Source organism: Mesorhizobium zhangyense (assembly GCF_011045115.1).
Taxonomy (GTDB): domain Bacteria; phylum Pseudomonadota; class Alphaproteobacteria; order Rhizobiales; family Rhizobiaceae; genus Mesorhizobium_M; species Mesorhizobium_M zhangyense.
In genome coordinates this window covers 593081-616342 of sequence record NZ_JAAKZG010000002.1, presented here as the reverse complement: position 1 = coordinate 616342, position 23262 = coordinate 593081, and the positions used below count along the sequence as shown (strand labels likewise).

Sequence of the window (23262 nt, the reverse complement as noted above, 5' to 3'; positions counted from 1 at the left end):
GGCTTTTCCCGGAGAAGGTGGTTTTTACTGCGTGGTGGTCGTTGCCTGATCGCCGATGGTCTTCATGTCGGCGGCTTCGCCCTTGTCGGTCTTTTCAGGCACCTTGAAGACCTGACCCGGCCAGATGCGATTGGGGTCGCGGATCTGTTCCTGGTTGGCAAGATAAATCGTCGAGTAGCGCACGCCGAGGCCATAGACGCGGCGCGAGATGCGCCAGAGCGAATCGCCGCGGCGGATGATGACCGCGCTGTCGACACTCTGGAGTTTTGGCGAGAGCGCTTCCGGTGCGACAGCGGCGATCTCGCCGGAACCGGCGGGCGGCGGCGTGGTTGGCGAAGCCTCGGCGGTAGCAGCCGGCGCACCAGGCTGTGCGGGCGCTGCTGCCGTTTCGGACTGTGCCGGTTTCGGCTGCTCGGCGGAATCGGCGGGGGCGACGGCCGCAACCGCCTCTCCAGGCTCACGCGTGAACGGCACGGCCGCACGCGCCGCAACCTTGACGCCGTCCGGCTCAAGCCCGTCGACACGGACGATGTAATCGCCGACCGGCAGATCGCGCTCGGTTTCGATCAGGAAGCGTCCGCCCGGCGACGTAATCACTTCGCCCAGCAGAATGTCGTTGGCATAGGCGCGCACCTTGCGTCCCGGATCGGCAGCGCCGGCGATGAAGACCTTGCGGCCCTCGATCTCCACGGCTTCAACCTTCACCGTCGGCCCGCTTGCTGGTGCGGGAGCCGCTGCCGGCTTTTCCGGCTGGGGCGCAGCTGCCGCCTGCTGGCTGGCTGGCTGCTCGGTGGTAGGCGCGGCGGCGGTTTGCCCTGCCGGCGCTGTTGCGGGTGGCGTCGGCGCATTTTCCGTCGAGGTGCTGGCGGATTCCGTGGGTTTCGCCGCCGGCTCGGGTTCAGGAATCGAGATCAGCTTGCTCGCGGCACCCGGCTGCTCGACAAGCGCCAGAACCTGGCCGCTCTTGTTCTCAGGGATGGAAACGACCGCGGTTTCGGGCGACGTCGCCACGACATTGTCAGGCGTGGTCGAGCGAAGCACGATCTGATGATCGCCGGGCTTCAACGGCTCTTCGACCACGACGGCGAAATCGCCTTCCGGCCCGGCGATACCGTTGCCGATGATCTTGGAACCGATGACGATTTCCACTTTCGAATTGGGCGCAGCCTTGCCGGCGATCACAACCGAGCCATCCGGCTCGGCGCGCACGACGTCGAAGGACGGCACGCTAACTCCAGGCGCGACCACAGCACCTGCGCCAGCGGAAGGCGCTTCGGCAGCGGGCTGTTCAGCCTTCGGAGTTTGCGTCTCGGGAGCTGCCGGCTGAGACGGCAATCTTGCCGCCTTGGTATCGGCCTCCGGCGCTTTTGTGTCGCTCAGGGAGGCAGCCATCGGCGGCGTCTTGCCCAGATAGGGATCCAGCGCGCCAGACACATAGGCCGTTCCGACCGCAGCGGCCGTGCCGCCGGCCAAAAACAATAATGCCCTGATCGCTGTAACTGCCATGTTTCCCTACCCTTTAGCCACCTAAGGCGGGTCTACTCTGTTTTCGCGAAGCCGACAAGAAAAAGCCCTAAGAAGGTCTTGACCTAAGTTACGCAGGCAATCACCAATCAGTTGCATGAACCCGATTCGATCCATTTGCGTTTATTGTGGCTCATCGCCGGGCCGCAGCGACGTTTACCTCAAGGCCGGTCACACGCTTGGACGCTCAATTGCTGAAGCGGGCCTGCGCCTCGTTTATGGCGGCGGCACCAAGGGCATCATGGGAGCTGTGGCCGATGGCGCTATCCGGGCCGGCGGCAAGGTCACCGGCATCATTCCGCGTTTCCTCATCAACAAGGAAGCGACGGAAAACGCTCTGGGCCGTCTCGATGAACTGCTCATCACCGAGAACATGCATGAGCGAAAGCACATCATGTTCGAAAAATCGGACGCATTTGTGGCACTGCCCGGCGGCATCGGTACGGTGGAAGAGATCGTCGAGATCATGACCTGGGCGCAGCTCGGCCATCATCGCAAGCCGATCGTCTTCGGCAATATCGAGGGTTTCTGGAACCCGATGCTGGCGCTGATCGACCATATGAAGGCCGAGGGCTTCGTCCACACGACTCATCTGGTCAATCCGCTGGTCGTGGACCGGGTCGAAGCGATCGTTGCCGCCATCCTCGCCGAAGGTGCTGCGGTCGATTCGCCGACGACCGGCCTGCAATCGGTCATCGACAAGCTCTGACCCGCAAGAAAACCAATGGCGGATCGCGCGCAATCGTCCGAAACCGCCAAGACGCCGGAGCTTGACGACGAAGGTCTCGTGCTCGCCTTCGATTTTGCGGCAGACGGCTATCAAACCGAGGATGCCGGCAACGCAAGCTGGAACTGGAAGAACTATTCGCTGACCGATGCGCGCGGCAGGCGCAAGATCGAGGCGCTGGAGAACCTGCCGGCAATCGTCCGCGCCACTCTGCTTGCCGGCGACGACACGCTGCACATCGACTACGACGAGGGCTGGCTGCACGGCGCCATCACCGACACGCGTCACAAGCACTATACCGACGCGCGTGAAATCGGCCAGTTGCGCTTCGCCTTCAACGAAACCCTGCTCATCAGCGCCCGCCGGCACCCGTTGCAGTCCGTCGACGATGTTCGCCGCGTCGTCGAACAGCGCAAAAAGCCATTTCGCTCGCCAAGCGAGCTTATGGAAGCAATCATCGTCAACAGCGTGAACAGGCTTTCGGGCGAATTGATCAAGATTGGCGACGAGTTGGATTCGATCGAGGACAGCATCGTCGGCGACGCCTGGCATGGCGAGCGCGAGCGCCTGACGGCGGTCAGACGGCAACTCGTCTTCATCCACCGCCATGTCGCGACCGTCTCCGGCCTGCTGCGGCATGTCGAGCACATGCATGACGACGAATTGCCGCCTGCCCTGTCCAACACCGTCTCACGGCTGGCGCAGCGCTCGATAGCACTCCTGCACGACAGCGAGCAGGTGCAGTCCCGCGCCCGCCTGTTGCAGGATGAGCTGATCGCCAAGCTCGGTGCGGAATCGAACCGGCTTCTCTACGTGCTTTCGGTGATGACGGCTGTTCTGCTCCCGATGACGATCATCTCCGGCCTGTTCGGCATGAATGTCGGCGGGCTGCCCTTCATGGAAAATCCCGAAGGCTTCTGGCTGGTGGCCATCGGCTCGGGCCTGATCGCGGCGATCGTCTATTTCGCGGTCAGGCGGATTGGCGGGCGAAACTAAACCGGCTCGGTTACCGGTTCAGCCCGCCGGAAGAACATCGACCAGGTGTAGATCGCCAATGCCGCCCATATCAGCAGGAATGCGACGATGCGCACGCCGCTGAAGGGTTCGCCGAAAATGAATACGGCAATCAGGAAGACGATGGTCGGCGCGATATATTGCATCAGGCCGATGGTGGAGAGCCTGAGCAGCTTGGCGCCAAACGCGTAAAGCAGCAACGGCACTGCCGTGACGGGGCCGCAGCCGAGCAGCAGGGCGATATCGTAAGGGTTCGAGGCCAGGAAATGCCCCTCGCCACGCGCCTGCAGCCAGAAAATATAAGCAAGTGCGGGCACGAACAGGATCAGGATTTCGAGGAAAAAGCCCTGGCTCGGGCCGATCGGCAAGGTCTTGCGCAGATAGCCATAGAGCGCAAAGCTGATTGCGAGCGCGAGCGAAACCCATGGCAGGCCACCGGAATCCACCGCCAGAATAACCACGGCCAAAACCGCCAGCCCGACGGCGGCGATCTGGAAACGGTTGAGCTTTTCGCCAAGCAGCACCGCGCCCATGACCACGCTGACCAACGGGTTGATGTAGTAGCCGAGCGCCGTTTCCACAGCCCTGTCGGACGCGATCGCCCAGACATAGATGCCCCAGTTGCAGGTGATGATGGTCGCAGTCAGTGCCGCCATCATGATTGTACGGGGCGAACGAAGCGCGGTTTTCACATCCGCCGTGCGGCCAAGCAGCAGAAGCACGACGCCGGCAATCGGCAGCGACCAGATGATGCGATGTGCGACCACCTCCACTGCCGGAATGTAAGCAACGGCTTTCATGTAGAGAGGCAGCAGGCCCCACAGCAGATACGCCGAGAGCGCGAAGGCAAAGCCGCGCGTGGCTGCGTTTTCCGAATCCGAAGTCTGCGTGGTCATGCGGCCTCTATGCGCCCCCGGAGCGCCCGGCACCATCGTAAACTTATGATGATCGCTTCAGTTTCGCTTATGCCAGGCGGCAGCTATTCCGCCGCCACCAGCCCGGCCATCTCGCGGTTTTTCATCAGCTTGTAGACGATCGAGTCCATGAGCGCCTGGAAGGAGGCGTCAATGATGTTGTCGGACACGCCCACCGTCCACCAGCGCGCGCCGGTGGCATCATGCGATTCGATCAGCACGCGGGTGATCGCTTCCGTGCCGCCATTGAGGATACGCACCTTGAAATCGGCAAGCTCGAGATCGCCGATCTCGTGCTGGAATTTGCCCAGGTCCTTGCGCAGCGCGATGTCGAGTGCGTTGACCGGGCCATGGCCTTCGGCGACCGACATTTTTTCCTCGCCGTCGACCAGCACCTTCACGATCGCCTCGGAGACCGTCTTCAACTCGCCATTGGCGTCGAAACGGCGCTCGATCATGCAGCGGAAGGAGGTAACGCGAAAGAATTCCGGCACGGTGTGCAGCATCTTGCGCGCCAGAAGCTCGAAGCTGGCGTCGGCGCCCTCATAGGCATAACCCTCCGCCTCGCGCTCCTTGACCACGGCGATCAGCGCATCGAGGCGATTGTCGTCCCGCGGCACGTCGATGCCGCGCCGCTTGAGTTCGGCGACGAAATTGGCCTTGCCGCCCTGATCCGACACCATGACCTTGCGCCGGTTGCCGACGGCTTCCGGTGGGATATGCTCGTAGGTGGCTGGGTCTTTAGCCAAGGCGGAGGCATGAATGCCGGCCTTGGTGGCGAAGGCCGATGCGCCGACATAGGGCGCCTGCGCTTCCGGCGCGCGGTTGAGCAATTCGTCGAAATTGCGCGACAGGCGGGAAATGCCGGACAGCGCTTCCGCGGAGATGCCGGTCTCGAAGCGGTCGGCAAAGGCCGGCTTCAACATCAACGTCGGGATCAGCGTTATCAGGTTTGCGTTGCCGCAGCGCTCGCCGATGCCGTTCAGCGTGCCCTGGATCTGGCGCACGCCGGCATCGACCGCGGCGAGTGAATTTGCGACCGCTTGGCCCGTGTCGTCATGGGCATGGATGCCGAGATTCTCGCCCGGAATCCCACTGGCGATGACCTTTTCAACGATGGCGCGCACTTCCGAGGGCTGGGTGCCGCCATTCGTGTCGCACAGCACCACCCAGCGCGCGCCGGCATCGAATGCCGTCCTGGCGCAGGCCAGCGCGTAGTCGGGATTGGCTTTGAAACCGTCGAAGAAGTGCTCGCAATCGACCAGCGCTTCCTTGCCGGCAGCGCGTGCCGCCTCGACGGATGCGGCGATGGCGGCGAGGTTTTCTTCATTGGTGCAGCCGAGTGCGACGCGGACATGATAGTCCCAACTCTTGGCGACGAAGCACACCGCATCCGACTTCGACTGAACCAGAGCGGCCAACCCCGGATCGTTGGACCTCGAAACGCCGACACGCTTGGTCATGCCGAAAGCGACGAATTTTGCGCGCGCCGTCCGCTTCTGGCTGAAAAACGCGGTGTCGGTCGGGTTCGCGCCGGGATAGCCGCCCTCGACATAGTCGATGCCGAATTCGTCCAACATCTTTGCGATCGCAATCTTGTCCTCGACGGAAAAGTCGATGCCCGGCGTCTGCTGGCCGTCGCGCAAGGTCGTGTCGAAGAGATAGATGCGTTGTTTGGTCATGAGAGCACCGATAGAGGTCGCGTTCCTTCGCGCCCCCCTCTGTCCTGCCGGACATCTCCCCCACAGGTGGGGAGATTAGCAGCGTTGTTCGTCCCGCTTGTTCTGCGACGCTGATGATTGGCGAAAGCGCAAATGAAGGCTGATCTCCCCACCTGTGGGGGAGATGTCCGGCAGGACAGAGGGGGGCAACGTAGGGCAGAACCGCTCATAATTACTTCCCCGCAAACCCATCCGTCGCCCGGATCAACCGGTCGAGGATGCCCGGTTCGGAGAAGGCATGCCCTGCCCCCTCGACCAGATGAAATTCAGACTGCGGCCAGGCCTTGTGCAGTTCCCAGGCGGTTGCCGGCGGACATGCCATGTCATAGCGCCCCTGGACGATAACGCCCGGGATGTCTTTGAGCTTACCGGCATCGCGGATGAGTTGCCCGTCTTCGACCCAGCCGCCATGGACGAAATAATGGTTCTCGATGCGAGCGAAGGCCAATGCATAATCGTCACCCGCGTGCTGCGCGCTTACCGAGGTGTCGGGCATAAGCGTGATCGTCTGGCCTTCCCAGATGCTCCACGCCTTGGCAGCCTCGACCTTGGCCGCATAATCGTCGCCGGTGAGGCGCTTGCGGTAAGCGGCCATCATGTCGCCGCGTTCGGCCTCGGGGATCGGAGCGAGAAGACGCTCCCACTTGTCGGGGAAGAACTGCGAGGCGCCGTGCTGATAATACCATTCAAGCTCGGCGCGGCGCAGCGTGAAGATACCGCGCAGCACCATTTCGCTGACACGTTCGGGATGTGTCTCGGCATAGGCCAGCGCCAGCGTCGAGCCCCATGAACCGCCAAAAACCAGCCATTCGTCGAAGCCGGCCATTTCGCGCAGCCGCTCCATATCGGCCACCAGATCCCAGGTGGTATTGTTGTCGAGGCTGGCGTGCGGGGTGGATTTTCCGCAGCCGCGCTGGTCGAACAGGATGACGTCGTACAGCTTCGGGTCGAACAGCCGCCGATGCTTTGGCGAGATCGTTCCGCCTGGACCGCCATGCAGGAACACCGCCGGCTTTGCCCCGCGCGTGCCGGAACGCTCCCAGTAAATCCGGTGGCCATCGCCGACGTCGAGCATGCCGCTGTCGAAGGGCTCGATCTCGGGATAGAGCGTGCGCAGTTCATGCATCATAGTTTCAAACCCTGTGCTGGCCAGGCAGGCGTTTCATGGTCCGGATGCTGGAAGGAGATGATGTTTTCCTGATGCATCGCGTCATCGTTGCCCGTACGTTTCGGCTGGTCGAAGATCGTCTCGACCCACGGCAGGCGCGAGCCGAAATTGACCTGGATTTTCGGGTCGAGGTCGGAACGGTCGTCGAAGGCGCCGATGGCGATCTCCAGTCCATCCGGATGGCGATAGGTCAGCGGCGTTCCGCAGCGTGCGCAGAAACCGCGGTCGATATTGACCGAGGACTGGAAATAGCTCGGCTCCTCGCGGGTCCATTCGACGCCGTCCTTCGGAGCGCCGACCAGCGGACCGAAAAACCCGCCGAACGCCTTCTGGCACATGCGGCAATGGCAGATCGAGGCGCGCCCAAGCGCACCGTGAATGCGAAAACGCACCGCGCCGCACTGGCAGCCGCCGGTTCGAACAGATTCAGTCATGATTGTTTCTCCGGCGGCCAGGTTTCGGTGTCATGATCGGGATGTTGATAGGAAACGAGATCGGCAAGGAAGGGCGCCGACTCTATGTCCGCCATCGTAGCTTCACCCGGCAATTGCGGTATGGCGTCGACATAAGGCAGCTTCGCCTCCGTGCCCCACTGGATGGTCGGCGGGATGCTCGCGGGATCATCAAAGGCCGCAATCGCCAAAGCGACGCCATCGGGCGCTTCATAGGTGAGCGGCGTGCCGCAATCGCCGCAAAAGCCGCGATGGGCGAAGTTCGACGACTTGAACCTTTTCGGCTCGCCGCGCGTCCATGTGAGTTTTGCCTGACGCACCGAGACGAGAGGAAGATAAAAATTGCCGCTCGCCTTCTGGCACATGCGGCAATGGCAGATCGAGGCATCGCCCAGCGTGCCTTCGACATGAAAACGCACCGCGCCGCACTGGCAGCCACCGCTATAGCCCGGCCTGTTGTCGAGGCTCATGCTAATCCTCCGCTACTCGGGCGCGTGACAGACGGCCTCGACATTGTTGCCGTCGGGGTCGAAGACGAAAGCGCCGTAATAGTCCGCATGATAATGCGGGCGCAGGCCCGGCGCGCCGTTGTCCTTGCCGCCGGCTGCGAGCGCTGCCTTGTGAAAGGCATCAACCTCGGCACGCGAGCGCGCGGTGAAGGCGTAGTGCCGGCCCGGTCCGGTGGGCGAGGCCTCATGCAACCAGAACACCGGCCGCTCGCGTCCATAACCGCCGACCTTCTTGCCGCCGGTGTATTCGGGCGGCACCACGTAGAGCAGCGATGCGCCAAGCGGTGCAAACGCCTGATCGTAGAAGGTTTTCGAGGCGTCGAAATTGCTGACGCTTATGCCAAGATGATCGATCATCGCCTTACCTCCCAGGTTGTAATGCGCTCGCCGGTGGCGGGCTGGTTCAGACCGGCCGAAATTACGATGTGCTGGCAGACATTGTCGATGTCGCGCAGGATGTCGTCGTTCCAGAAGCGGAGGATGGTCCAGCCGTCTTGCTCAAGACGTTTGGTTCTAACGTTGTCATGCAATGCGGCAGCGTCGTCGGCATGCTGACTGCCATCAACTTCCACAACGATCTTCTTTTCCGGGCAGGCTAAATCAACGATGTAGCCTGCAATCGGAAACTGTCTGCGAAATCCCAATCCCATAAGACGATGCGCTCGCAACTCATTCCAGAGTTTTAGCTCCGCATCGGTCATTACCCGGCGCATGGACTTCGCGTTGTTGCGGTTTTTCCGTGGGATCGGTGTATGGGGCATGGCTATGCATCCCCGTTTGTCGAGACTAACGGCAAAGTAAGCGCTCTACGTTGCCCCCCTCTGTCCTGCCGGACATCTCCCCCACAGGTGGGGAGATCAGCCGGCCGCTTGCCTTTCGCCAATCGCAAGCGTTGCAGGACGAGCGGGTTAGGTGAAGCTGCTGATCTCCCCCCTTGTGGGGGAGATGTCCGGCAGGACAGAGGGGGGCGCTGTCCCGCGACCTTGCCCGCCAACATCTCCTCCGCAAGCCTCACCGCTTCACCTCCCAGGTCGTCACGCGCTCGCCGGTGGCGGGGTCCTTGCCGTCCTTGAGTTGGATGCCCTGTGCCAGAAGTTCGTCGCGAATGCGGTCGGCTTCGGCCCAGTTCTTGGCGGCGATTACGGCGAGGCGCTCATTGATTGCGGCCGTGATGTTTGAGCCGTCCAACGCGCTAGTTACGGCTTGCAAATCCGCCTTCGCAACAAAATCATCGAGTTCAAAGCCCAAGATGCTCCATCCACTCAGCAGTTGAAAGGCGGCCTCCTCATTCCCTTCCTGTGCGTCTTTAGCCAAACTGTGAAGTTCCACGATGGCCGAAACGGTATTTAGATCGTCTGTGAGCGCGCCTACAAAAGCCGAGCTCGGAAAAGGCTCAACCATACGGTTGCTGACCGCGATCCAATTGATATCTGAGGCAACTTTACGCAGATCAGCCCAACGCTGCAGTGTCCGCTCAGCTTCCGTGAGCTTGGAGACTGTAAAATCAATTGGCTGCCGATAATGCGTCATCAGCATAGCCAGGCGCAGCACCTCCCCTGGCCATTTGCGCCCACCGAACTTCTCCGTCTCCAGCAGATCGTTGATGGTGACGAAATTGCCGTCGCTTTTCGACATCTTGCGGCCTTCGACCTGCAGGAAGCCGTTGTGCATCCAGTAGTTGGCCATGACATCGGTGCCGTGGGCGCAACGGGATTGCGCGATCTCGTTTTCGTGATGCGGGAAGATGAGGTCGAGCCCGCCGCCGTGGATATCGAAGACCTCGCCGAGATAGGCCGCACTCATGGCCGAGCACTCGATATGCCAGCCCGGCCGGCCCCTGCCCCATGGGCTCTCCCAGCCCGGTTCGTTGTGCGAAGACAGCTTCCACAGCACGAAGTCGCCGGGGCTCTTCTTGTGGGCATCGACCGCCACGCGCGCACCGGCCTGTTGTTCGTCCAGCGGGCGCTTCGACAACTGTCCATAGTCCGGCATCGAAGCCGTGTCGAACAGGACTTCACCTTGCGCTTCATAGGCATGGCCGCGTTCGATCAGGCGTTGAATCAACGTGATCATATCGGCCTTGCCGTCGGCGCGCGGTTCCACGAACTCGGTGGCGCGCGGCTCGAAGGTCGGCGGCAGGCAGCCCAGCGTCGCGACATCGGCGTGGAACTGGTCGGCGGTCTTCTTGGTCACCTTGCCGATCGCCTCGTTGAGCGGCAGGTTCGGGAAGTCGCGCAGCGCACGCGCGTTGATCTTATCGTCCACGTCGGTGATGTTGCGGGCATAGATGACATGGTCGGCGCCGTAGAGGTGACGCAGCAGCCGGTAGAGCACGTCGAAGACGATGACGGGCCGCGCATTGCCGATATGGGCGAAGTCGTAGACGGTCGGTCCGCAGACATACATGCGCACATTGTTCGCAGCGATCGGCACGAAGTCTTCCTTCGTGCGCGTCAGCGTGTTGTAGATACGCAGGCCTTTAAATCCGTCCGACATTCGAAATCCCAGTCCACAAGAAGATCGCCGCAAGGCGAAAAAAGACTCCAGCCTGCTGGCCGGGGCGTTTGTCCTGTCTGGGGAGAAAAGGCGAAAACGTCCTGACCAGCGCGAGCGCTAGCCGATAATGCAAATGCCACAAATGGCGTAAGGCGTTTTCATGGAAGGCTTTATCGCGCCCGATAGTGTTGCCGTCAAGTCGCATCTTCGCGGGAAACGCGTCGTCTTTTCGATGCCGGGGCGCATCGTAAGTTTTTATTAAACATGTCTATACATGAAATTGGTTAGCTGGCTCGAAATCACGGCACGCGTCACGATTTCGTCCCATTGCACCATCATTGCAGTGCCTTGACGGGACATAACCTTGGGGAAGATGACAATGTCAGCCACCACGAAGAGCGAAGCCGAGCGTATCCGCGCTCAATATGCCACGCTCACCAGCCACTATCGCGCCATCGGTCCGGCGGCGATCCTGGCAGCCGTGCTTGCAGCCAAGAAGCGCAAGCCGGCCAAGTCAGCCGTAGGCAAGGCGGCCTAACAGGCTCAGCCCTATGCCGGCCATGACGAGGCCGATCAGTACGTCGAGTACGCGCCATGCAGCCGGGCGCGCAAATACTGGCTCAAGCAGGCGGGCGCCGTAGCCCAGCCCGAAAAACCAGACGAAGGAAGCGACAACCGCACCTGCGCCGTAAGCGGCGCGGGCCGAGCCTTCATATCTGGCCGATAGCGATCCCAGAAGCACAACCGTGTCGAGATAGACATGCGGGTTGAGGAAGGTGAAGGCCAGGCAGGCCGCGATCGCCGCCTTCAGGCTACCCTCGCCCTTTTTCGCCGCATGCAGCGCTTCCGGCTTCATCGCTCGCCGGAAGGCGATGACGGCATAGGAAAACAGGAAAATCGCGCCGCCGATCGTCACGGCATTGATCAGCATCGGCGAGGTCGCGATCAGCGTGCCAAGGCCGGCGACGCCCGCCGCGATCAGCAAGGCGTCCGACAGCGCGCAGATCAGGCTCAGCACGAAGACATGCTGGCGCAGCAGGCCTTGCCGCAGGATGAAGGCATTCTGCGCGCCGATCGCCATGATGAGCGAGGCGCCGAGAAGAAATCCCGACAGCGCGGCCGGCCAAAGAGCTGATGACATCAGGAAATCCGTCTAGAAAAGTGACATCTGGTCGTCGTTGGGCGGGTTTTTCTTCTTTTCAGACCTGGGCTGTTCCTGCACCAGCGCCGGATCGATGCGATCCTGGATTTCCGGGCCGGTGTTGGCGACCTTGTTGACGAGATCCGACACCGGGATCGCCTCGAAGAACCCCTGCTCGGCCGGCCGCAACAGATCGGCGACGTCGCGTGGTTCCTGGAACCGGCAATCGAGCCAGCGCGAAAAATCCTGCGCGTGGATGACGATCGGCATGCGCTCATGGATATGGGCTATGTCGCTGTTGGCCTGCGTGGTCAGGATCGCGCCGGTGTCCATTTCCGAGCCGCCGGGTTCGGCATAAGTCTCCATCAACCCCGCAAAAGCAATTAGGCCGCCGTCTCTTGGCCGTATCCAAAAAGGCTGGCCCTTTTTCTTGCCGTCCTGGCGCCATTCGTAAAAACCGGAAGCCGGGATGAGTGCGCGACGATGGCGCATGGCGGTGCGGAACGAAGCTTTTTCGGAAGCACTTTCAGAGCGCGCATTGAACAGTAGCGGAAAGCTCCGCGTATCCTTGACCCAGGTCGGGATCAGGCCCCAGCGCACCAGCAGCGAGGTCCGGTCCGGCAAATTGGAACCCGGCTGGCGCGGTTCCCCGGCCATGACCATCAGGATCGGCTGTGTCGGCGCAATGTTGTAACGCGGCGGAAAAGCCTCAAGCTCCGGGAGCGAGAAGGCCTCGTCCACCTCTTTCGGGCTGGAAGTGAGCGCGAAACGTCCGCACATTCTTGGCTTGGTACCGTTGATCTTGTGAAATCACTGTGGCGGTGGAAATCCTTTGCCGCAACCTGTATCGATTGGGCCATCCGGCCGATCCCCAGGCAAATGGCAACCACGGGAAAGCAGCAAATATGCAGGAAAGGCTGACAATACCGGCAGTTTCGGTCGCGCTCCTGCGCGGCGACCGGGTGCTGCTGGTGAAACGGGGGCAAGCGCCCTCTCTCGGCCTTTATGCCTTTCCGGGTGGACGTGTCGAAGCCGACGAGACAGAGATCGAAGCTGCCGCGCGTGAGCTTTTCGAGGAAACGGGCTTGCGGGCGCATAATCTCCAGCCGCTCGAAGTTTTCATGATCGATGCCGAGCGCGATGGCAAAGCGATCACCTACCGGCTTCAGGTCTTCACCGGCGAGGATGCCGGCGGCGAGCCGCATCCTGACAGCGACGCGGCGGAGGCTGGCTTCTTCACGCTGGCGCAGATGGAGGCCATGCCGGTGACCGATTCGGTGATGGAGGTTTCCCGTGCATTGCTGGCCGACGTAGCAATAAGCGGGGAATAGAGCGGCAAGCCGCCTTGCAGCCGTCAAATTGTTTCGTCACAAGGGCTTATGAGCCGCGCCACGCTGTTTTTCACCGTATTTCTCGCCGTTGCCTCCTCGGTCGCGACGGTGCCCGCGCGCGCGGTCGAAGCGCCCTTCGAAGGCAGCCTGATGCGCCTGTCCGAAGTGCTCGGCTCACTGCACTTCCTGCGCAACCTGTGCGGCGAGGAAGGAACCCAGTGGCGCGACCAGATGGAGAAGCTTCTGGAGGCCGAAAAGCCCGACGCCGCGCGACGCGCCAAATTCATCGCCAGCTTCAACCGCGGCTATCGTTCGTTCCAGGGCAGTTATTTGAGCTGCACCCCGTCCGCGACGGAAGCCATCGCCCGCTACATGAAGGAAGGCGAGACGCTGACGCGCGACGTCGCCGCCCGTTATGGAAACTAGCCGCGTACACTTTGCAATGAACGTCGAAACAACCCACCACATCGATGCGTCGGACCCGGACGAGAACGGCTACTACGACTATTTCTACGAATACGACATCTATCGATTTTCAAACGAGCAATCGGCGTTCGTCGCCCGATCCTATGTCGACACACCGGCTGAAGTGCATTTCCTGAAATGTGGCCTCGGGTCGGAAGAACGTCTGCTCACTACCCGCGATTTGCGCGAGCCATTGTTTGTCGAAGCATTCGGATATCTCAGGAATCTGGGGAAAACGCAGATCAACTGGCTGGATAGAAAGGCCGGGGGCTATCGGTCCGTACTGGACATCGCCGACATTCGGCCCAAGTGACTTATGCCGTTCTAATCCTTTTGTTGGTGGCAGGTTGAATCGTGGCGGATTCGCCACACTTCTAAATCAAAGTTTAACCGCCATTTTGTGGGTTAACTTAAGTTTTAGTTATTCCTGTCGGCACCGTGACGTTTGCGTTACGGTAGCCGTCAAATGACTCGGGGTTTTTGATCTATCGGCCATTTGCAAGGCGCAGACAGTAGAAACATCGCATTTGCAGTGGTCAATTTTGTCCCTTTCTATCGGGACTTCGCAAGGGACAGCTCAAGGTGGTCCGGCCTACCGGGACCATGACTTGAAAGGGTGGAAGATGAGTATGGAGCACACGATCAGCGATATCGACGCGCTGGTCAGGGAAGAAAAGCGCCTGACCGCGGTGGAGTGTCACAACGAAGCCTGGGCCGAAGGTTTGTCGGCCGGCATCGAGGCCGACATCATCGCGGAAGCTGCCCTTTCCACAGCGTTTGTCGAGATTTTGCGCACCAACGGCGAAGCCGCAGCCTTGGCTCTGCTGGATGAGATGCGCGAAAAAGTTATCGCTGGCGAATTCGAGCCTGTTCGCCTGCGACATTGACACGTCCCCAAACCCTCTTTTTCAGTGTAAGAAACTGACGGGCATCGAATCTGTCGCGATGCCTACGGAGAGGACGGGACATGCAGGTATCGACGCAGGCGAAATCGCAAAGCCGCAGAAGTGCGCATATGGCGGCTTTGCTGTGGCTTGCGGCAGTCGGCGTGGCGCTGCCCACTACAGTGCTTTTCGGAACTGTTCCCGCCTCGGCCCTCAGCGAAATCAAGCGCGAAGAAACCCCGGCCACCCCGTCACAGGACGAGGCCGCGCCGGAAAATACCGTCCCCTCGCCTGATCCCATACAGAAAACACCGCTGCCGGACGTGCAGCCGCAGGATGACCAGGCCGAGCCCGACGAAGGCCCGGCCGCACCCAACGGCTCGACGCATACGAGCGAAGACCCCAACGCGCCGCTGCCGGAGATTCTTTACGACGTCCAGTCGCTGCCCGAACCGGTGAAGCGCATGCGCCAATTGTTGCTGGACGTGGCAGCGGGCGGCGACATAGAGAAATTGCGCCCGCTGATCGGCACCGGCGACGAAGCGACGCAATTATCGCTCAGCGACCTGGAAGACGATCCGATCACCTATCTGAAGGACCTCTCCGGCGACAAGAACGGCGAGGAGCTGCTCGCCATCATGGAAAACATCCTCAATGGCGGCTACGTCCACGTCGATGCGGGCAAGCCCGAGGAACTCTACGCCTGGCCCTATTTCTTCGCCATGCCGCTCGAAAAGCTGACGCAACGCCAGCGTGTCGAGCTCTTCAAGATCGTCACCGCCGGTGACTACGAAGACATGAAGAGCTACGGCGTCTACAATTTCTACCGCCTCGGCATCACGCCGGAAGGCAAGTGGGCTTTCTTCGTCGCGGGCGAGTGACCGGCCGATAGGCGCTCATATCGAGCTGAATCAAAAACACCCGCCAAGCATCTGCTTTGGCGGGTGTTTTCGTTTTCGGAACGAATTCTGATCAGACTCAGGCGGGCAAAGCCTCAGAGAAGGCAACAGCCTGCCCCTGCCCCGGTGTCACGATCTCGCCTTCCCACATCACGCGGTTGCCGCGGATGATGGTGCCGACCGGCCAGCCAGTGACTTGCTTGCCGTCATAAGGCGTCCAGCCGGCTTTCGAGCCGGCCTGCGCGTTGGTGATGGTTTCGCGGCGCTTGAGGTCGACCACGGTGAAATCGGCCTCGTAGCCCGCCGCGATGCGCCCCTTGCGCGCCATGCCGAACAGGCGCTGCGGGCCGTGGCTGGTGAGATCGACCAGCCTTTCCAGCGAAAGCCTTCCGGCGTTGACGTGGTCGAGCATGATCGGAACCAGCGTCTGCACGCCGGTCATGCCCGAGGGCGAGGCCGGATAGGGCTTTGCCTTTTCTTCCAGCGTATGCGGGGCATGGTCGGAGCCGAGTACATCGACGACGCCTTGCGAGATGCCATGCCAGACGCCGTCGCGATGGCGTGCGACGCGAACCGGCGGGTTCATCTGGATCAAAGTGCCGAGCGTCGCATAGTCGTCAGCGGAAAGGGTGAGATGATGCGGCGTCGCCTCGCAAGTGGCGACATCCTTGTGGTTTTCAAGGAATGCGATTTCCTCGGCCGTCGAGATGTGCAGGACGTGGATGCGGGCACGGGCGGCCCGCGCAATCCGCACCAGCCTCTCCGTGCATTGCAGCGCCGCGATCTCGTCGCGCCAGACCGGATGCGAGGACGGATCGCCCTCGACGCGCTCGCCAAGACGTTCGCGCAGGCGAAACTCGTCTTCCGAGTGGAAGGCGGCGCGGCGGCGGGTGTTCTTCAAGATGGAAAAGACGCCATCGTCATCCTCGACCAGCAGATTGCCAGTGGAGGAACCCATGAAGACCTTGATGCCAGCCGCACCCGGCAGGCGCTCGAGCTCGGCGACATCCCCGGCATTCTCGCGCGTGCCGCCGACCCAGAAGGCGAAATCGCAATGCATGCGGTTCGTCGCGCGCGACACCTTGTCGGCAAGAGCTGCTTCGCTGGTCGTCAGCGGGTTGGTGTTGGGCATCTCGAAGACGGCAGTGACGCCGCCAAGCACCGCAGCGCGCGAACCCGTCTCCAGATCTTCCTTGTGCTCCAGCCCCGGCTCGCGGAAATGGACCTGGCTGTCGACGACGCCGGGAAGGATATGCAGGCCGGCGCAGTCGATGACTTCGCCGGCGGAAGCCTGGCCGAGATCGCCGATCGCCGCGATGCGCCCGGCGCGCTCGCCGATGTCGCGCAGGCCGGTGCCATCATGATTGACGACCGTGCCGCCCTTGAGGATGAGGTCGAACGTCGTTGTCATCAGCGTCTCTTCCAGCTCTTGCCCCTGCGATGCGTGCGGCTTACGTAATGGCCAACAGATTTGCAAGATCAGGTCACGTCCGAATGCCCGCAGTTCAACTTCCCGACCGTATTTTGATTTCCGTCTCCGGCCCGGATGCCGAGCATTTCCTGCAGAACATTCTTACCACCGATCTCGACGCGCTCTCCCCGGAAGACGCGAAACCGGGGGCGCTGCTGACGCCGCAAGGCAAGATCCTGTTCGATTTCCTCGTCTCGCGCGACGGCAATGGCGGTTTGCTGCTGGAGTGCCGCACTGAGATCGCCGACGATTTCATCCGCCGGCTGACGCTCTACAAGCTTCGCGCCAAAGTCGATATTTCCAAGCAGGAACAATCGCTTGTCTCCGTCTCATGGAATCTTGATTCAGACGCTTCAGTTTCTGATTCAAGTGCCTCAGAAACTGATTCAACCGTGAGGCACGATCGGCGTTTTGTCGAACCGGCCCGCGTGTTCCGCATTTATGGCCAAACCGTGCCGGAAGGCGACCAGATGCAGGCTTGGGAGGATTTTCGTCTCGCCCATGGCATCGCCGAGAGCGGGTCTGATTATGCGTTGAGTGACGCCTTCCCGCACGACGTTCTGCTGGATCAGACTGGCGGCGTCGGTTTCGGCAAGGGCTGCTATGTCGGGCAGGAAGTCGTTTCGCGCATGCACCATCGCGGCACGGCGCGCCGGCGCGTGCTGCTGGTTTCGGCAGAAGAACCGCTGCCGCCGAGCGGTACTGATATCAAAGCTGCCGGAAAGACCATCGGTACGCTCGGCAGTGTTTCGGGCAACAAGGGTCTGGCGATCGTTCGCATTGACCGGGTCAAGGACGCGATAGACGCCGGTATCGAAATAGCCGTTGGCGAGGTTGCGGTCTCGCTGACCATTCCAGGCTGGGCGAAATTCACCTTCCCGCAGGAGCCGGCTGCTGCGGAGGACGCATAATGGCCGACAAGGCCGGTGCGCCGGCCCGTGCCTGGCAGCGCATGCTGTCGGGCCGCAGGCTGGACCTGCTCGACCCGTCTCCGCTCGATGTCGAGATTTCCGATATCGCCCACGGCCTTGCGCGTGTTGCGCGCTGGAACGGCCAGACCGGCGGCGATCATGCATTCTCGGTGGCCCAGCACTCGCTGCTGGTCGAGGAAATCTTTGCCCAGCAGGTAAAAGACCCCTCGCCCGATGCGCGGCTTGCCGCCCTGCTTCACGACGCCCCGGAATATGTGATCGGCGACATGATCTCGCCATTCAAGTCGGTGGTCGGCGGTGGCTACAAGGCCGTCGAGCAGCGGCTGCAGCGGGCGATCCATCTGCGCTTTTCGCTGCCCGCCGATATCAGCGAAAAGCTCAAGAAAGAAATCAAACGCGCCGATCAGGTCGCCGCTTATTTCGAGGCCACTGTTCTCGCCGGCTTCACGATCTCGGAGGCGACGCAGTTCTTCGGCCGGCCCCGCGGGATTTCAGCCGACGGTTTCGATCTGTCCTGCCGCCCGGCAAAGGCCATGCAGAGCGCCTTTCTCAAGCGTTTTTCCGCAATCGAGCGTTTGCGTCAGGCAGGATAAGCCGTTCATTCATCGAATGGTTGACGGCCGGCCGTTCCAGACGATCCAGGAACCACTGCGTCAGCCGTGTCCAGACTTCGTCCTTCTCGCCGGTATCCTCGCAGCCATGGTCGAGATTGGGATTGTCGTTGACCTCGATGACGAAGACGCCGTCGCGGGTTTCCTTGATGTCTACGCCGTAGAGGCCGTCGCCGATGCAGCGTGCGGCGCGCACCGCCGTCTCGACGACGTGGGCGGGTGCGTCCTTCAATGTGAATGACTTGAAGCCGCCCTGATCGGGCTTGCCATTGGCCTTGTGGTTGACGATCTGCCAATGCTTCTTGGCCATCAGGTAGTGGACCGCAAACAGCGGCTGGCCTCCGAGCACGCCGATGCGCCAATCGTAGTCGGTCGGGATGAATTTCTGGGCTATCAGCAGGTCCGAATCTTCCAGCCACAGCGTGGCAAGCTGCTTCAGTTCTTCGAAATTCGACGCCTTCTTCACGCCTCGCGAAAACGAACTGTCCGGGATTTTCAGCACCAGCGGGAAGCCGAGCGTCTGCGCCGCCAGTTCGAGATCGGCGGGTCCTGCGATCATCACCGTCGGCGGCACGGGCACGTTGTTGTAGGTCATCAGCTCGTTGAGATAGACCTTGTTGGTGCAGCGGATCATCGACAGCGGGTCGTCGATAACCGGCATGCCCTCCTGCTGGGCGCGACGGGCGAAGCGATAGGTATGGTTGGAAATCGACGTGGTTTCGCGGATGAACAGCGCGTCGTAGTTGGCTAGCTTGGCCAGATCCTTCTTGGTGATGGGCTCGACCTCGACGCCCATCTTCTCCGCGATCTTCGCCCAATGACGCAGCGAACTGATCTCGGACGGCGGCAGTTCCTCATGCGGATCTATCAGCGTCGCGAAGGTGAAACGCGCCGGCGTGCGCGCCTTGGTGTCGCGCCATTCACGGTTGGTGTAGGTGGCCAGGCTTTCGAGGAAGCGCGGCTTTTCCTCCGGGCTCATGCGCGCCAGCGGGTGAAAACCGATCTTATGGATTGTAGCCCATTGCTGGCTATCCTTGATCGACACTTCCAGCGCCGGCGCGCGGAACCAGTCGAATAGCAGCTTGGCAAAACGGTCCCACGCCTTGGACGGGCCGATGCCGAAGAAGAACACGGCTTTCGCGGGAAAGGCGCCGCCAAGGTCCTTGCGGCATTTGTTGAGCGCAAGTTCCAGTTCGGGCAGTGCGTGTTCGTAGAGCTTGTGCTCGGACAGGTCGATCATCGTCTCGACCGTCGGGATGACCTTGTGGCCGCGCGAACTGGCCAGCAACGAAGCGTAATAGCCGCGGCTCTGATAGCTGTAGCTGTTCGACAGGTTGATGACCTTGGGGCGCTGCCCGCGAAACAGCGCTGGATGCGCCAGATAATCGCGGTTGGTGATGATCTTGTGCGGTGTCGCCACCTGGTCGAGATCGCTTTGCCTGCCTGTAAGAATGACCCAGGTCATTTTCTCTCACGCTTTTTCCGGATGGTGATGTTGGCGGCGTCCGGCTTCCCGCCGGGCCAAGGACAATGAACTCATGGCTAACCGGTTCCGGCTTTTTTAGGCAGAGGTTGGTCGTCGTCGGAGGCAGACCGGACCAGAGGCTTTTCATAGCGCAAGGCATCCGCTCCATCGGCATAATAGGCGGGCTTGTGCCCTATCTGCCGGTAGCCGTTCTTTTCATAAAGATCGATCGCGCGGAGATTGTCCTCGCGCACTTCCAGGCGCATGGCCTTCCGGCGTTTGGCGGCAGCGGCGTTTTCTGCTGCCTCCAGCAAAGCACGCCCCAATCCGCCACCGCTGTTGGGCGCGACGGCCAGCGAATAGAGCCGCGCCTTGTTGCTTCCGGCGCGCAGCAGCACGACGCAGTGGCCGGCGAGCAAGCCGTCGCGCTCGGCAATCAGGATCGAGGCGCTCTTGCTGACGATCATGCGGCGGAAGGCGTTTCTGGACATGCGATCGGTCTCGAAAACCGCGTTTTCGAGCGCCACGAGTGCGCCGATGTCAGAGGCGCGGGCCGGGCGAATGTCTGCGTTCATGGCAGCCGGGAAACCTCGATCGAAAGCGTGCTCGAAGGTGGGCAGAACGTCTCTGACCGAGGCATTGGCGCGACGGCATCGAAAGCGCTATCGCTCCTCGAATTGGGCCGAATTGTGACTCCTTGCAACGTATGGCGAAGCGCGGAAACTTTGATGACACGGATGGCCGTTCTTCATCCTGCCACGGAGAGAATCACCCCTTCATGCCGTCGAGAAGCTGACGGTAGGCCGAGTTCGCAATCGTCATCAGCGCTTCCTGCGGAAGCGTGCCGGTCACAGCGCAACCGTAGCCGTCATCGAGCCAGTAGAGCGAGCGGGTGCCGCCCTCTTCCAGCAGCCGGAAGCCGGTTTCCTTGGTCGTCGCGTCGCTGATGATATAAAGCGACACACGGTTTCCGGTGTGGTCCTGATACATGAATTGCGCTGCCGCCTTGCTTTCGGCCGGCAGCAGCCGCCCGCCGACAAGCTCGAAACCCTGCGCGGTCAGGTCGGGCGCTACCAGCTTCACGCCGACGCGCTTGGACAGCCAGCCGACAAGATGATCCTTCTGGTCGGCCCCAACCTCGACTACGTGCAATTTTTCGGCCGCGTAGAGCGTATGCGCGGCAATCGCACCCTCGGCCAACTGGCTGGCGGCCGCATCGATCGAACCCCAGCCGGAAATGCCGAGCAGATAGCCGCCAAGCCCACCGGCCACGAAAATTGCCGCAGCAGCAGCCATGCGCCAACGCGGGGGAGCATCGCTACGGGGTTGCTTCTCGCCTGATAGCAACCTCTCGAAACGCTCCGGAACCGGCTCGGTCAGCACGCCGGCAACGGAGTTTTGCAAAGCGGCAAGATCGGTCGCGAAGCGCTGGCTGCGTGCCTTCATGTCGGGATTGGCTTCCAGCCAGAGTTCGTAAGCCGCGCGTTCCTCGGCCGGCAACTCGCCGTCGAGTGCCATGTGGATATCGCGTTCGGTGAAATCGCGTGCGGTCATTTCTCGATGACCCTTATTGCCCGGCGCCGCGATCCGTCCTCCAGTATCGTGCGCAATTCTTCACGGCCGCGCGCGATGCGCGACATCAGCGTGCCGGCAGGCACGCCCAGCACATTGGCAGCTTCGGCGTATGAGAAGCCTTCGACCGCAACCATCAGCAGCGCTGCGCGGCGATCCGGGCTGATCGCCTGAAGCGCATCGAGTATCTCATGCGAGGCGACGCTTTCGGCCTGATAGGCCGGAACCGCCATAGCCTCACTCGTCTCGATCGGCAGCATGGCAGTCTCGCCGCGCCGTTTTTCCCTTCGCATCTGGTCGACAAAAAGATGATGCATAATCGTAAACAGCCACCGCCTCGGATTGTCCCCGGTTCGCCAGCCCTCGAGCTTGCCCAGCGCGCGCTCGAGGCAGTCCTGGACAAGATCGTCGGCGGAATCGCGGTTGCGCAGCAGTGCGCGCGCATAGCGGCGCAGGCGCGGTATTTCGGCGAGTATCGCTGCCCTTCTCTGGTCCATGATGCGGCCGGTATTGCCTTCGTTCCAGTCCGATTGAACTCCTGTTCAGCGAGCCCGACAAGGCGGAACCGAACCGTTCGTACAATTGCTTCAGTCCTATAAGAACGTTCGGAACCGCGCCTTTATTCCCGCCGATCCATCAGCATCGCTGAACCTTCGATGCGACCAATTCATTTTGCGAAAACCTGTCGATCCGATAAAAACGGAAAATGACTCGGGAGACACGGCAATGACGGCTGCAACGGCAAATACCAGCGCGCGGGCAACCGTTCCGTGGCTGATCATCATATGCGGCTGCCTGATTGCCGCCCTCACCTTCGGCCCGCGCTCGGCGATGGGTTTCTTCCAGCTGCCGATGCTTGCGGAAAAAGGTTGGGATCGCACCACCTTCGGCCTCGCCATGGCGCTGCAGAACCTGTTCTGGGGCCTCGGCCTGCCTTTCTTCGGAGCCATCGCCGACCGCTACGGCACCTGGCGCGTGCTGGCGCTCGGCGGCCTCATCTATGCCGCCGGCCTCTACATGATGGCGACGGCTACCTCGGTCGGCATGCTGCATATCGGCGGCGGCATACTGGTCGGGCTAGGCGTGGCCGCCGGTTCCTTCAGCATCGTGCTTGCCGCCTTCGCGCGCCACACCCCGCCTGAACGCCGCTCCATCGTCTTCGGCATCGGCACCGCTGCCGGGTCAGCCGGCATGTTCCTCTTTGCACCGCTCAGCCAGGGCCTGATCACCGCCTATGGCTGGTCTGATACACTGGTCTATATGAGCATGATGATGCTCATCATCCCGGTTCTGGCGATCCCGCTGGTCGGCAGTTCGCACAACCCGAACTCCGCCGCCGCCATCGATCACCAGTCGGTCGGCGCGGCATTGCGTGAAGCGCTTGGCCACCGCAGCTACGTGCTCCTGGTTTCCGGCTTCTTCGTCTGCGGCTTCCAGGTCGCTTTCATCACCGCGCATTTCCCCGCTTACATTGCCGATATCGGCATCGACGCGCGCTACGCGGTCATCGGGCTGGCACTGATCGGCTTCTTCAACATCATCGGCTCGCTGGCCTCCGGCGTCATCGGCCAGAAATACTCCAAGCCGATCTTCCTGGCCTGGATCTATATCGGCCGCTCCATCGCTGTCGCCGCCTTCCTGCTGCTGCCACAGACACCGACCAGCGTTGTGATCTTCGCCATCGTCATGGGGCTGCTGTGGTTATCGACCGTCCCGCCAACCAATTCGCTGGTCGCCATCATGTTCGGCACCCGCCATCTCGGAATGCTCGGCGGCGTTGTCTTCCTGTCCCACCAGATCGGCTCGTTCCTCGGCGTCTGGCTGGGCGGCTATCTCTACGACCAATTCGGCTCCTACGATCCAGTGTGGTGGCTGGGCGTGGCGCTCGGCCTGTTTGCGGCTGCGGTGCATTGGCCGATCAAGGAACGCCCGGTCGACCGGCCCACACTGGTGCCGGCTGAGTAAT

Annotated in this window: 27 protein-coding genes; 11 read left to right on the top strand and 16 right to left on the bottom strand. The window is 61.5% G+C overall.

Translation table 11 applies throughout. The annotated features are described in order from the left end of the window. Positions 1 to 24 precede the first annotated feature (24 nt). The gene (locus G6N74_RS06520) at positions 25 to 1506 is read right to left on the bottom strand and encodes a LysM peptidoglycan-binding domain-containing protein (RefSeq protein ID WP_165115512.1); all 1482 of its coding nucleotides are present in this window, start codon (positions 1504 to 1506) and stop codon (positions 25 to 27) included. A 115-nt stretch (positions 1507 to 1621) separates the two neighbouring features. Here G6N74_RS06520 and G6N74_RS06515 point away from each other — a divergent pair, with 115 nt between their 5' ends. Both G6N74_RS06515 and G6N74_RS06510 read left to right on the top strand, forming a co-directional pair. After that, on the top strand, positions 1622 to 2233 hold the full coding sequence (locus G6N74_RS06515) for an LOG family protein (RefSeq protein ID WP_165115510.1): 612 nt from the start codon (positions 1622 to 1624) through the stop codon (positions 2231 to 2233). A 15-nt stretch (positions 2234 to 2248) separates the two neighbouring features. Then, on the top strand, positions 2249 to 3247 hold the full coding sequence (locus G6N74_RS06510; RefSeq protein WP_165115508.1) for a CorA family divalent cation transporter: 999 nt from the start codon (positions 2249 to 2251) through the stop codon (positions 3245 to 3247). Here G6N74_RS06510 and rarD read toward each other — a convergent pair. The 8 genes from rarD to cysS all read right to left on the bottom strand — a co-directional run bounded on the left by rarD (position 3244) and on the right by cysS (position 10525). Continuing rightward, complete coding sequence (rarD, locus tag G6N74_RS06505) at positions 3244 to 4161, bottom strand: EamA family transporter RarD (protein ID WP_165115506.1); 918 nt, start codon at positions 4159 to 4161, stop codon at positions 3244 to 3246. The genes G6N74_RS06510 and rarD overlap by 4 nt on opposite strands. Positions 4162 to 4244: 83 nt before the next feature. Continuing rightward, the gene (gene cimA, locus G6N74_RS06500) at positions 4245 to 5861 is read right to left on the bottom strand and encodes a citramalate synthase (RefSeq protein ID WP_165115504.1); all 1617 of its coding nucleotides are present in this window, start codon (positions 5859 to 5861) and stop codon (positions 4245 to 4247) included. 211 nt (positions 5862 to 6072) lie between these two features. Next, a complete protein-coding gene (gene pip / locus G6N74_RS06495; protein WP_165115502.1) occupies positions 6073 to 7029 on the bottom strand; it encodes a prolyl aminopeptidase in 957 nt (318 codons plus the stop codon). Beyond that, the gene (locus G6N74_RS06490; RefSeq protein WP_205826543.1) at positions 7026 to 7502 is read right to left on the bottom strand and encodes a GFA family protein; all 477 of its coding nucleotides are present in this window, start codon (positions 7500 to 7502) and stop codon (positions 7026 to 7028) included. Before G6N74_RS06490 ends, pip begins: the two co-directional genes overlap by 4 nt. Further along, positions 7499 to 7990, bottom strand: coding sequence for a GFA family protein (locus tag G6N74_RS06485; protein ID WP_165115500.1), 492 nt, complete (start codon positions 7988 to 7990; stop codon positions 7499 to 7501). The genes G6N74_RS06490 and G6N74_RS06485 overlap by 4 nt, the downstream gene beginning before the upstream one ends. Before the next feature lie 12 nt (positions 7991 to 8002). Beyond that, entirely contained in the window at positions 8003 to 8386 is a 384-nt protein-coding gene (locus G6N74_RS06480) for a VOC family protein (RefSeq protein WP_165115498.1), read from the bottom strand. Continuing rightward, positions 8383 to 8790: an endonuclease domain-containing protein gene (locus G6N74_RS06475; protein WP_165115496.1), complete on the bottom strand. Its 408-nt coding sequence runs from the start codon at positions 8788 to 8790 to the stop codon at positions 8383 to 8385. Before G6N74_RS06475 ends, G6N74_RS06480 begins: the two co-directional genes overlap by 4 nt. Positions 8791 to 9040: 250 nt before the next feature. Further along, positions 9041 to 10525, bottom strand: coding sequence for a cysteine--tRNA ligase (cysS, locus tag G6N74_RS06470; protein ID WP_165115494.1), 1485 nt, complete (start codon positions 10523 to 10525; stop codon positions 9041 to 9043). Positions 10526 to 10904: 379 nt separating this feature from the next. On the opposite strand from cysS, the gene G6N74_RS06465 reads away from it, so the two are divergent. Continuing rightward, the gene (locus tag G6N74_RS06465) at positions 10905 to 11063 is read left to right on the top strand and encodes a transcriptional regulator (RefSeq protein ID WP_165115492.1); all 159 of its coding nucleotides are present in this window, start codon (positions 10905 to 10907) and stop codon (positions 11061 to 11063) included. Here G6N74_RS06465 and G6N74_RS06460 read toward each other — a convergent pair. Then, positions 11040 to 11666 carry a LysE/ArgO family amino acid transporter gene (locus tag G6N74_RS06460; RefSeq protein ID WP_165115490.1) on the bottom strand — a complete coding sequence of 209 codons (627 nt, stop codon included), beginning with the start codon at positions 11664 to 11666 and terminating at the stop codon, positions 11040 to 11042. The two genes, G6N74_RS06465 and G6N74_RS06460, sit on opposite strands and share 24 nt — an antisense overlap. 12 nt (positions 11667 to 11678) lie before the next feature. Then, positions 11679 to 12446, bottom strand: coding sequence for an SOS response-associated peptidase (locus G6N74_RS06455; protein ID WP_165115488.1), 768 nt, complete (start codon positions 12444 to 12446; stop codon positions 11679 to 11681). 125 nt (positions 12447 to 12571) lie between these two features. Here G6N74_RS06455 and G6N74_RS06450 point away from each other — a divergent pair, with 125 nt between their 5' ends. The 5 genes from G6N74_RS06450 to G6N74_RS06430 all read left to right on the top strand — a co-directional run bounded on the left by G6N74_RS06450 (position 12572) and on the right by G6N74_RS06430 (position 15227). Next, the gene (locus G6N74_RS06450) at positions 12572 to 12997 is read left to right on the top strand and encodes an NUDIX hydrolase (protein WP_165115486.1); all 426 of its coding nucleotides are present in this window, start codon (positions 12572 to 12574) and stop codon (positions 12995 to 12997) included. A gap of 48 nt (positions 12998 to 13045) precedes the next feature. Next, positions 13046 to 13423, top strand: coding sequence for a TIGR02301 family protein (locus G6N74_RS06445; protein ID WP_165115484.1), 378 nt, complete (start codon positions 13046 to 13048; stop codon positions 13421 to 13423). Between the two features lie 16 nt (positions 13424 to 13439). Then, positions 13440 to 13775, top strand: a complete 336-nt coding sequence (locus tag G6N74_RS06440; protein ID WP_165115482.1) for a hypothetical protein — start codon at positions 13440 to 13442, stop codon at positions 13773 to 13775. A 316-nt stretch (positions 13776 to 14091) separates the two neighbouring features. Beyond that, positions 14092 to 14349 (top strand): hypothetical protein, encoded by a 258-nt coding sequence (locus tag G6N74_RS06435; protein WP_091914014.1) that lies wholly within the window; start codon positions 14092 to 14094, stop codon positions 14347 to 14349. A gap of 80 nt (positions 14350 to 14429) precedes the next feature. After that, entirely contained in the window at positions 14430 to 15227 is a 798-nt protein-coding gene (locus G6N74_RS06430; protein ID WP_165115480.1) for an APA family fibronectin-binding glycoprotein, read from the top strand. A gap of 97 nt (positions 15228 to 15324) precedes the next feature. On the opposite strand, the gene G6N74_RS06425 is transcribed toward G6N74_RS06430, so the two are convergent. After that, complete coding sequence (locus G6N74_RS06425; RefSeq protein WP_165115478.1) at positions 15325 to 16656, bottom strand: dihydroorotase; 1332 nt, start codon at positions 16654 to 16656, stop codon at positions 15325 to 15327. 83 nt (positions 16657 to 16739) lie between these two features. Here G6N74_RS06425 and ygfZ point away from each other — a divergent pair, with 83 nt between their 5' ends. Both ygfZ and G6N74_RS06415 read left to right on the top strand, forming a co-directional pair. Then, positions 16740 to 17627 carry a CAF17-like 4Fe-4S cluster assembly/insertion protein YgfZ gene (gene ygfZ / locus G6N74_RS06420; RefSeq protein WP_165115476.1) on the top strand — a complete coding sequence of 296 codons (888 nt, stop codon included), beginning with the start codon at positions 16740 to 16742 and terminating at the stop codon, positions 17625 to 17627. Next, entirely contained in the window at positions 17627 to 18241 is a 615-nt protein-coding gene (locus tag G6N74_RS06415) for a YfbR-like 5'-deoxynucleotidase (protein ID WP_165115474.1), read from the top strand. The genes ygfZ and G6N74_RS06415 overlap by 1 nt, the downstream gene beginning before the upstream one ends. Here G6N74_RS06415 and G6N74_RS06410 read toward each other — a convergent pair. The 4 genes from G6N74_RS06410 to G6N74_RS06395 form a co-directional block, all read right to left on the bottom strand. Continuing rightward, a complete protein-coding gene (locus tag G6N74_RS06410; protein WP_246245659.1) occupies positions 18198 to 19724 on the bottom strand; it encodes a RimK family ATP-grasp domain-containing protein in 1527 nt (508 codons plus the stop codon). The two genes, G6N74_RS06415 and G6N74_RS06410, sit on opposite strands and share 44 nt — an antisense overlap. A 77-nt stretch (positions 19725 to 19801) precedes the next feature. After that, entirely contained in the window at positions 19802 to 20299 is a 498-nt protein-coding gene (locus tag G6N74_RS06405; protein ID WP_165115472.1) for a GNAT family N-acetyltransferase, read from the bottom strand. Positions 20300 to 20492: 193 nt separating this feature from the next. Next, positions 20493 to 21278: an anti-sigma factor family protein gene (locus G6N74_RS06400; RefSeq protein ID WP_165115470.1), complete on the bottom strand. Its 786-nt coding sequence runs from the start codon at positions 21276 to 21278 to the stop codon at positions 20493 to 20495. Then, positions 21275 to 21793, bottom strand: coding sequence for a sigma-70 family RNA polymerase sigma factor (locus G6N74_RS06395; protein ID WP_165115468.1), 519 nt, complete (start codon positions 21791 to 21793; stop codon positions 21275 to 21277). Before G6N74_RS06395 ends, G6N74_RS06400 begins: the two co-directional genes overlap by 4 nt. A gap of 229 nt (positions 21794 to 22022) precedes the next feature. Here G6N74_RS06395 and G6N74_RS06390 point away from each other — a divergent pair, with 229 nt between their 5' ends. Continuing rightward, on the top strand, positions 22023 to 23261 hold the full coding sequence (locus G6N74_RS06390) for an MFS transporter (protein WP_165115466.1): 1239 nt from the start codon (positions 22023 to 22025) through the stop codon (positions 23259 to 23261). Position 23262: the final 1 nt, after the last annotated feature.

Excerpts from the sequence above, each read along its gene's own strand:
- rarD (WP_165115506.1), bottom strand. The coding sequence starts at position 4,161 with ATGACCACGCAGACTTCGGATTCGGAAAACGCAGCCACGCGCGGCTTT.
- G6N74_RS06460 (WP_165115490.1), bottom strand. The coding sequence starts at position 11,666 with ATGTCATCAGCTCTTTGGCCGGCCGCGCTGTCGGGATTTCTTCTCGGC.
- G6N74_RS06465 (WP_165115492.1), top strand. The coding sequence starts at position 10,905 with ATGTCAGCCACCACGAAGAGCGAAGCCGAGCGTATCCGCGCTCAATAT.
- G6N74_RS06445 (WP_165115484.1), top strand. The coding sequence starts at position 13,046 with ATGAGCCGCGCCACGCTGTTTTTCACCGTATTTCTCGCCGTTGCCTCC.
- pip (WP_165115502.1), bottom strand. The coding sequence starts at position 7,029 with ATGATGCATGAACTGCGCACGCTCTATCCCGAGATCGAGCCCTTCGAC.
- G6N74_RS06430 (WP_165115480.1), top strand. The coding sequence starts at position 14,430 with ATGCAGGTATCGACGCAGGCGAAATCGCAAAGCCGCAGAAGTGCGCAT.
- G6N74_RS06515 (WP_165115510.1), top strand. The coding sequence starts at position 1,622 with ATGAACCCGATTCGATCCATTTGCGTTTATTGTGGCTCATCGCCGGGC.
- G6N74_RS06485 (WP_165115500.1), bottom strand. The coding sequence starts at position 7,990 with ATGAGCCTCGACAACAGGCCGGGCTATAGCGGTGGCTGCCAGTGCGGC.
- G6N74_RS06410 (WP_246245659.1), bottom strand. The coding sequence starts at position 19,724 with ATGACCTGGGTCATTCTTACAGGCAGGCAAAGCGATCTCGACCAGGTG.
- G6N74_RS06440 (WP_165115482.1), top strand. The coding sequence starts at position 13,440 with ATGAACGTCGAAACAACCCACCACATCGATGCGTCGGACCCGGACGAG.
- G6N74_RS06405 (WP_165115472.1), bottom strand. The coding sequence starts at position 20,299 with ATGAACGCAGACATTCGCCCGGCCCGCGCCTCTGACATCGGCGCACTC.
- ygfZ (WP_165115476.1), top strand. The coding sequence starts at position 16,740 with ATGCCCGCAGTTCAACTTCCCGACCGTATTTTGATTTCCGTCTCCGGC.
- G6N74_RS06480 (WP_165115498.1), bottom strand. The coding sequence starts at position 8,386 with ATGATCGATCATCTTGGCATAAGCGTCAGCAATTTCGACGCCTCGAAA.
- G6N74_RS06390 (WP_165115466.1), top strand. The coding sequence starts at position 22,023 with ATGACGGCTGCAACGGCAAATACCAGCGCGCGGGCAACCGTTCCGTGG.
- G6N74_RS06415 (WP_165115474.1), top strand. The coding sequence starts at position 17,627 with ATGGCCGACAAGGCCGGTGCGCCGGCCCGTGCCTGGCAGCGCATGCTG.
- G6N74_RS06450 (WP_165115486.1), top strand. The coding sequence starts at position 12,572 with ATGCAGGAAAGGCTGACAATACCGGCAGTTTCGGTCGCGCTCCTGCGC.
- cysS (WP_165115494.1), bottom strand. The coding sequence starts at position 10,525 with ATGTCGGACGGATTTAAAGGCCTGCGTATCTACAACACGCTGACGCGC.
- cimA (WP_165115504.1), bottom strand. The coding sequence starts at position 5,861 with ATGACCAAACAACGCATCTATCTCTTCGACACGACCTTGCGCGACGGC.
- G6N74_RS06475 (WP_165115496.1), bottom strand. The coding sequence starts at position 8,790 with ATGCCCCATACACCGATCCCACGGAAAAACCGCAACAACGCGAAGTCC.
- G6N74_RS06520 (WP_165115512.1), bottom strand. The coding sequence starts at position 1,506 with ATGGCAGTTACAGCGATCAGGGCATTATTGTTTTTGGCCGGCGGCACG.
- G6N74_RS06435 (WP_091914014.1), top strand. The coding sequence starts at position 14,092 with ATGGAGCACACGATCAGCGATATCGACGCGCTGGTCAGGGAAGAAAAG.
- G6N74_RS06510 (WP_165115508.1), top strand. The coding sequence starts at position 2,249 with ATGGCGGATCGCGCGCAATCGTCCGAAACCGCCAAGACGCCGGAGCTT.
- G6N74_RS06490 (WP_205826543.1), bottom strand. The coding sequence starts at position 7,502 with ATGACTGAATCTGTTCGAACCGGCGGCTGCCAGTGCGGCGCGGTGCGT.
- G6N74_RS06400 (WP_165115470.1), bottom strand. The coding sequence starts at position 21,278 with ATGACCGCACGCGATTTCACCGAACGCGATATCCACATGGCACTCGAC.
- G6N74_RS06395 (WP_165115468.1), bottom strand. The coding sequence starts at position 21,793 with ATGGACCAGAGAAGGGCAGCGATACTCGCCGAAATACCGCGCCTGCGC.
- G6N74_RS06455 (WP_165115488.1), bottom strand. The coding sequence starts at position 12,446 with ATGTGCGGACGTTTCGCGCTCACTTCCAGCCCGAAAGAGGTGGACGAG.
- G6N74_RS06425 (WP_165115478.1), bottom strand. The coding sequence starts at position 16,656 with ATGACAACGACGTTCGACCTCATCCTCAAGGGCGGCACGGTCGTCAAT.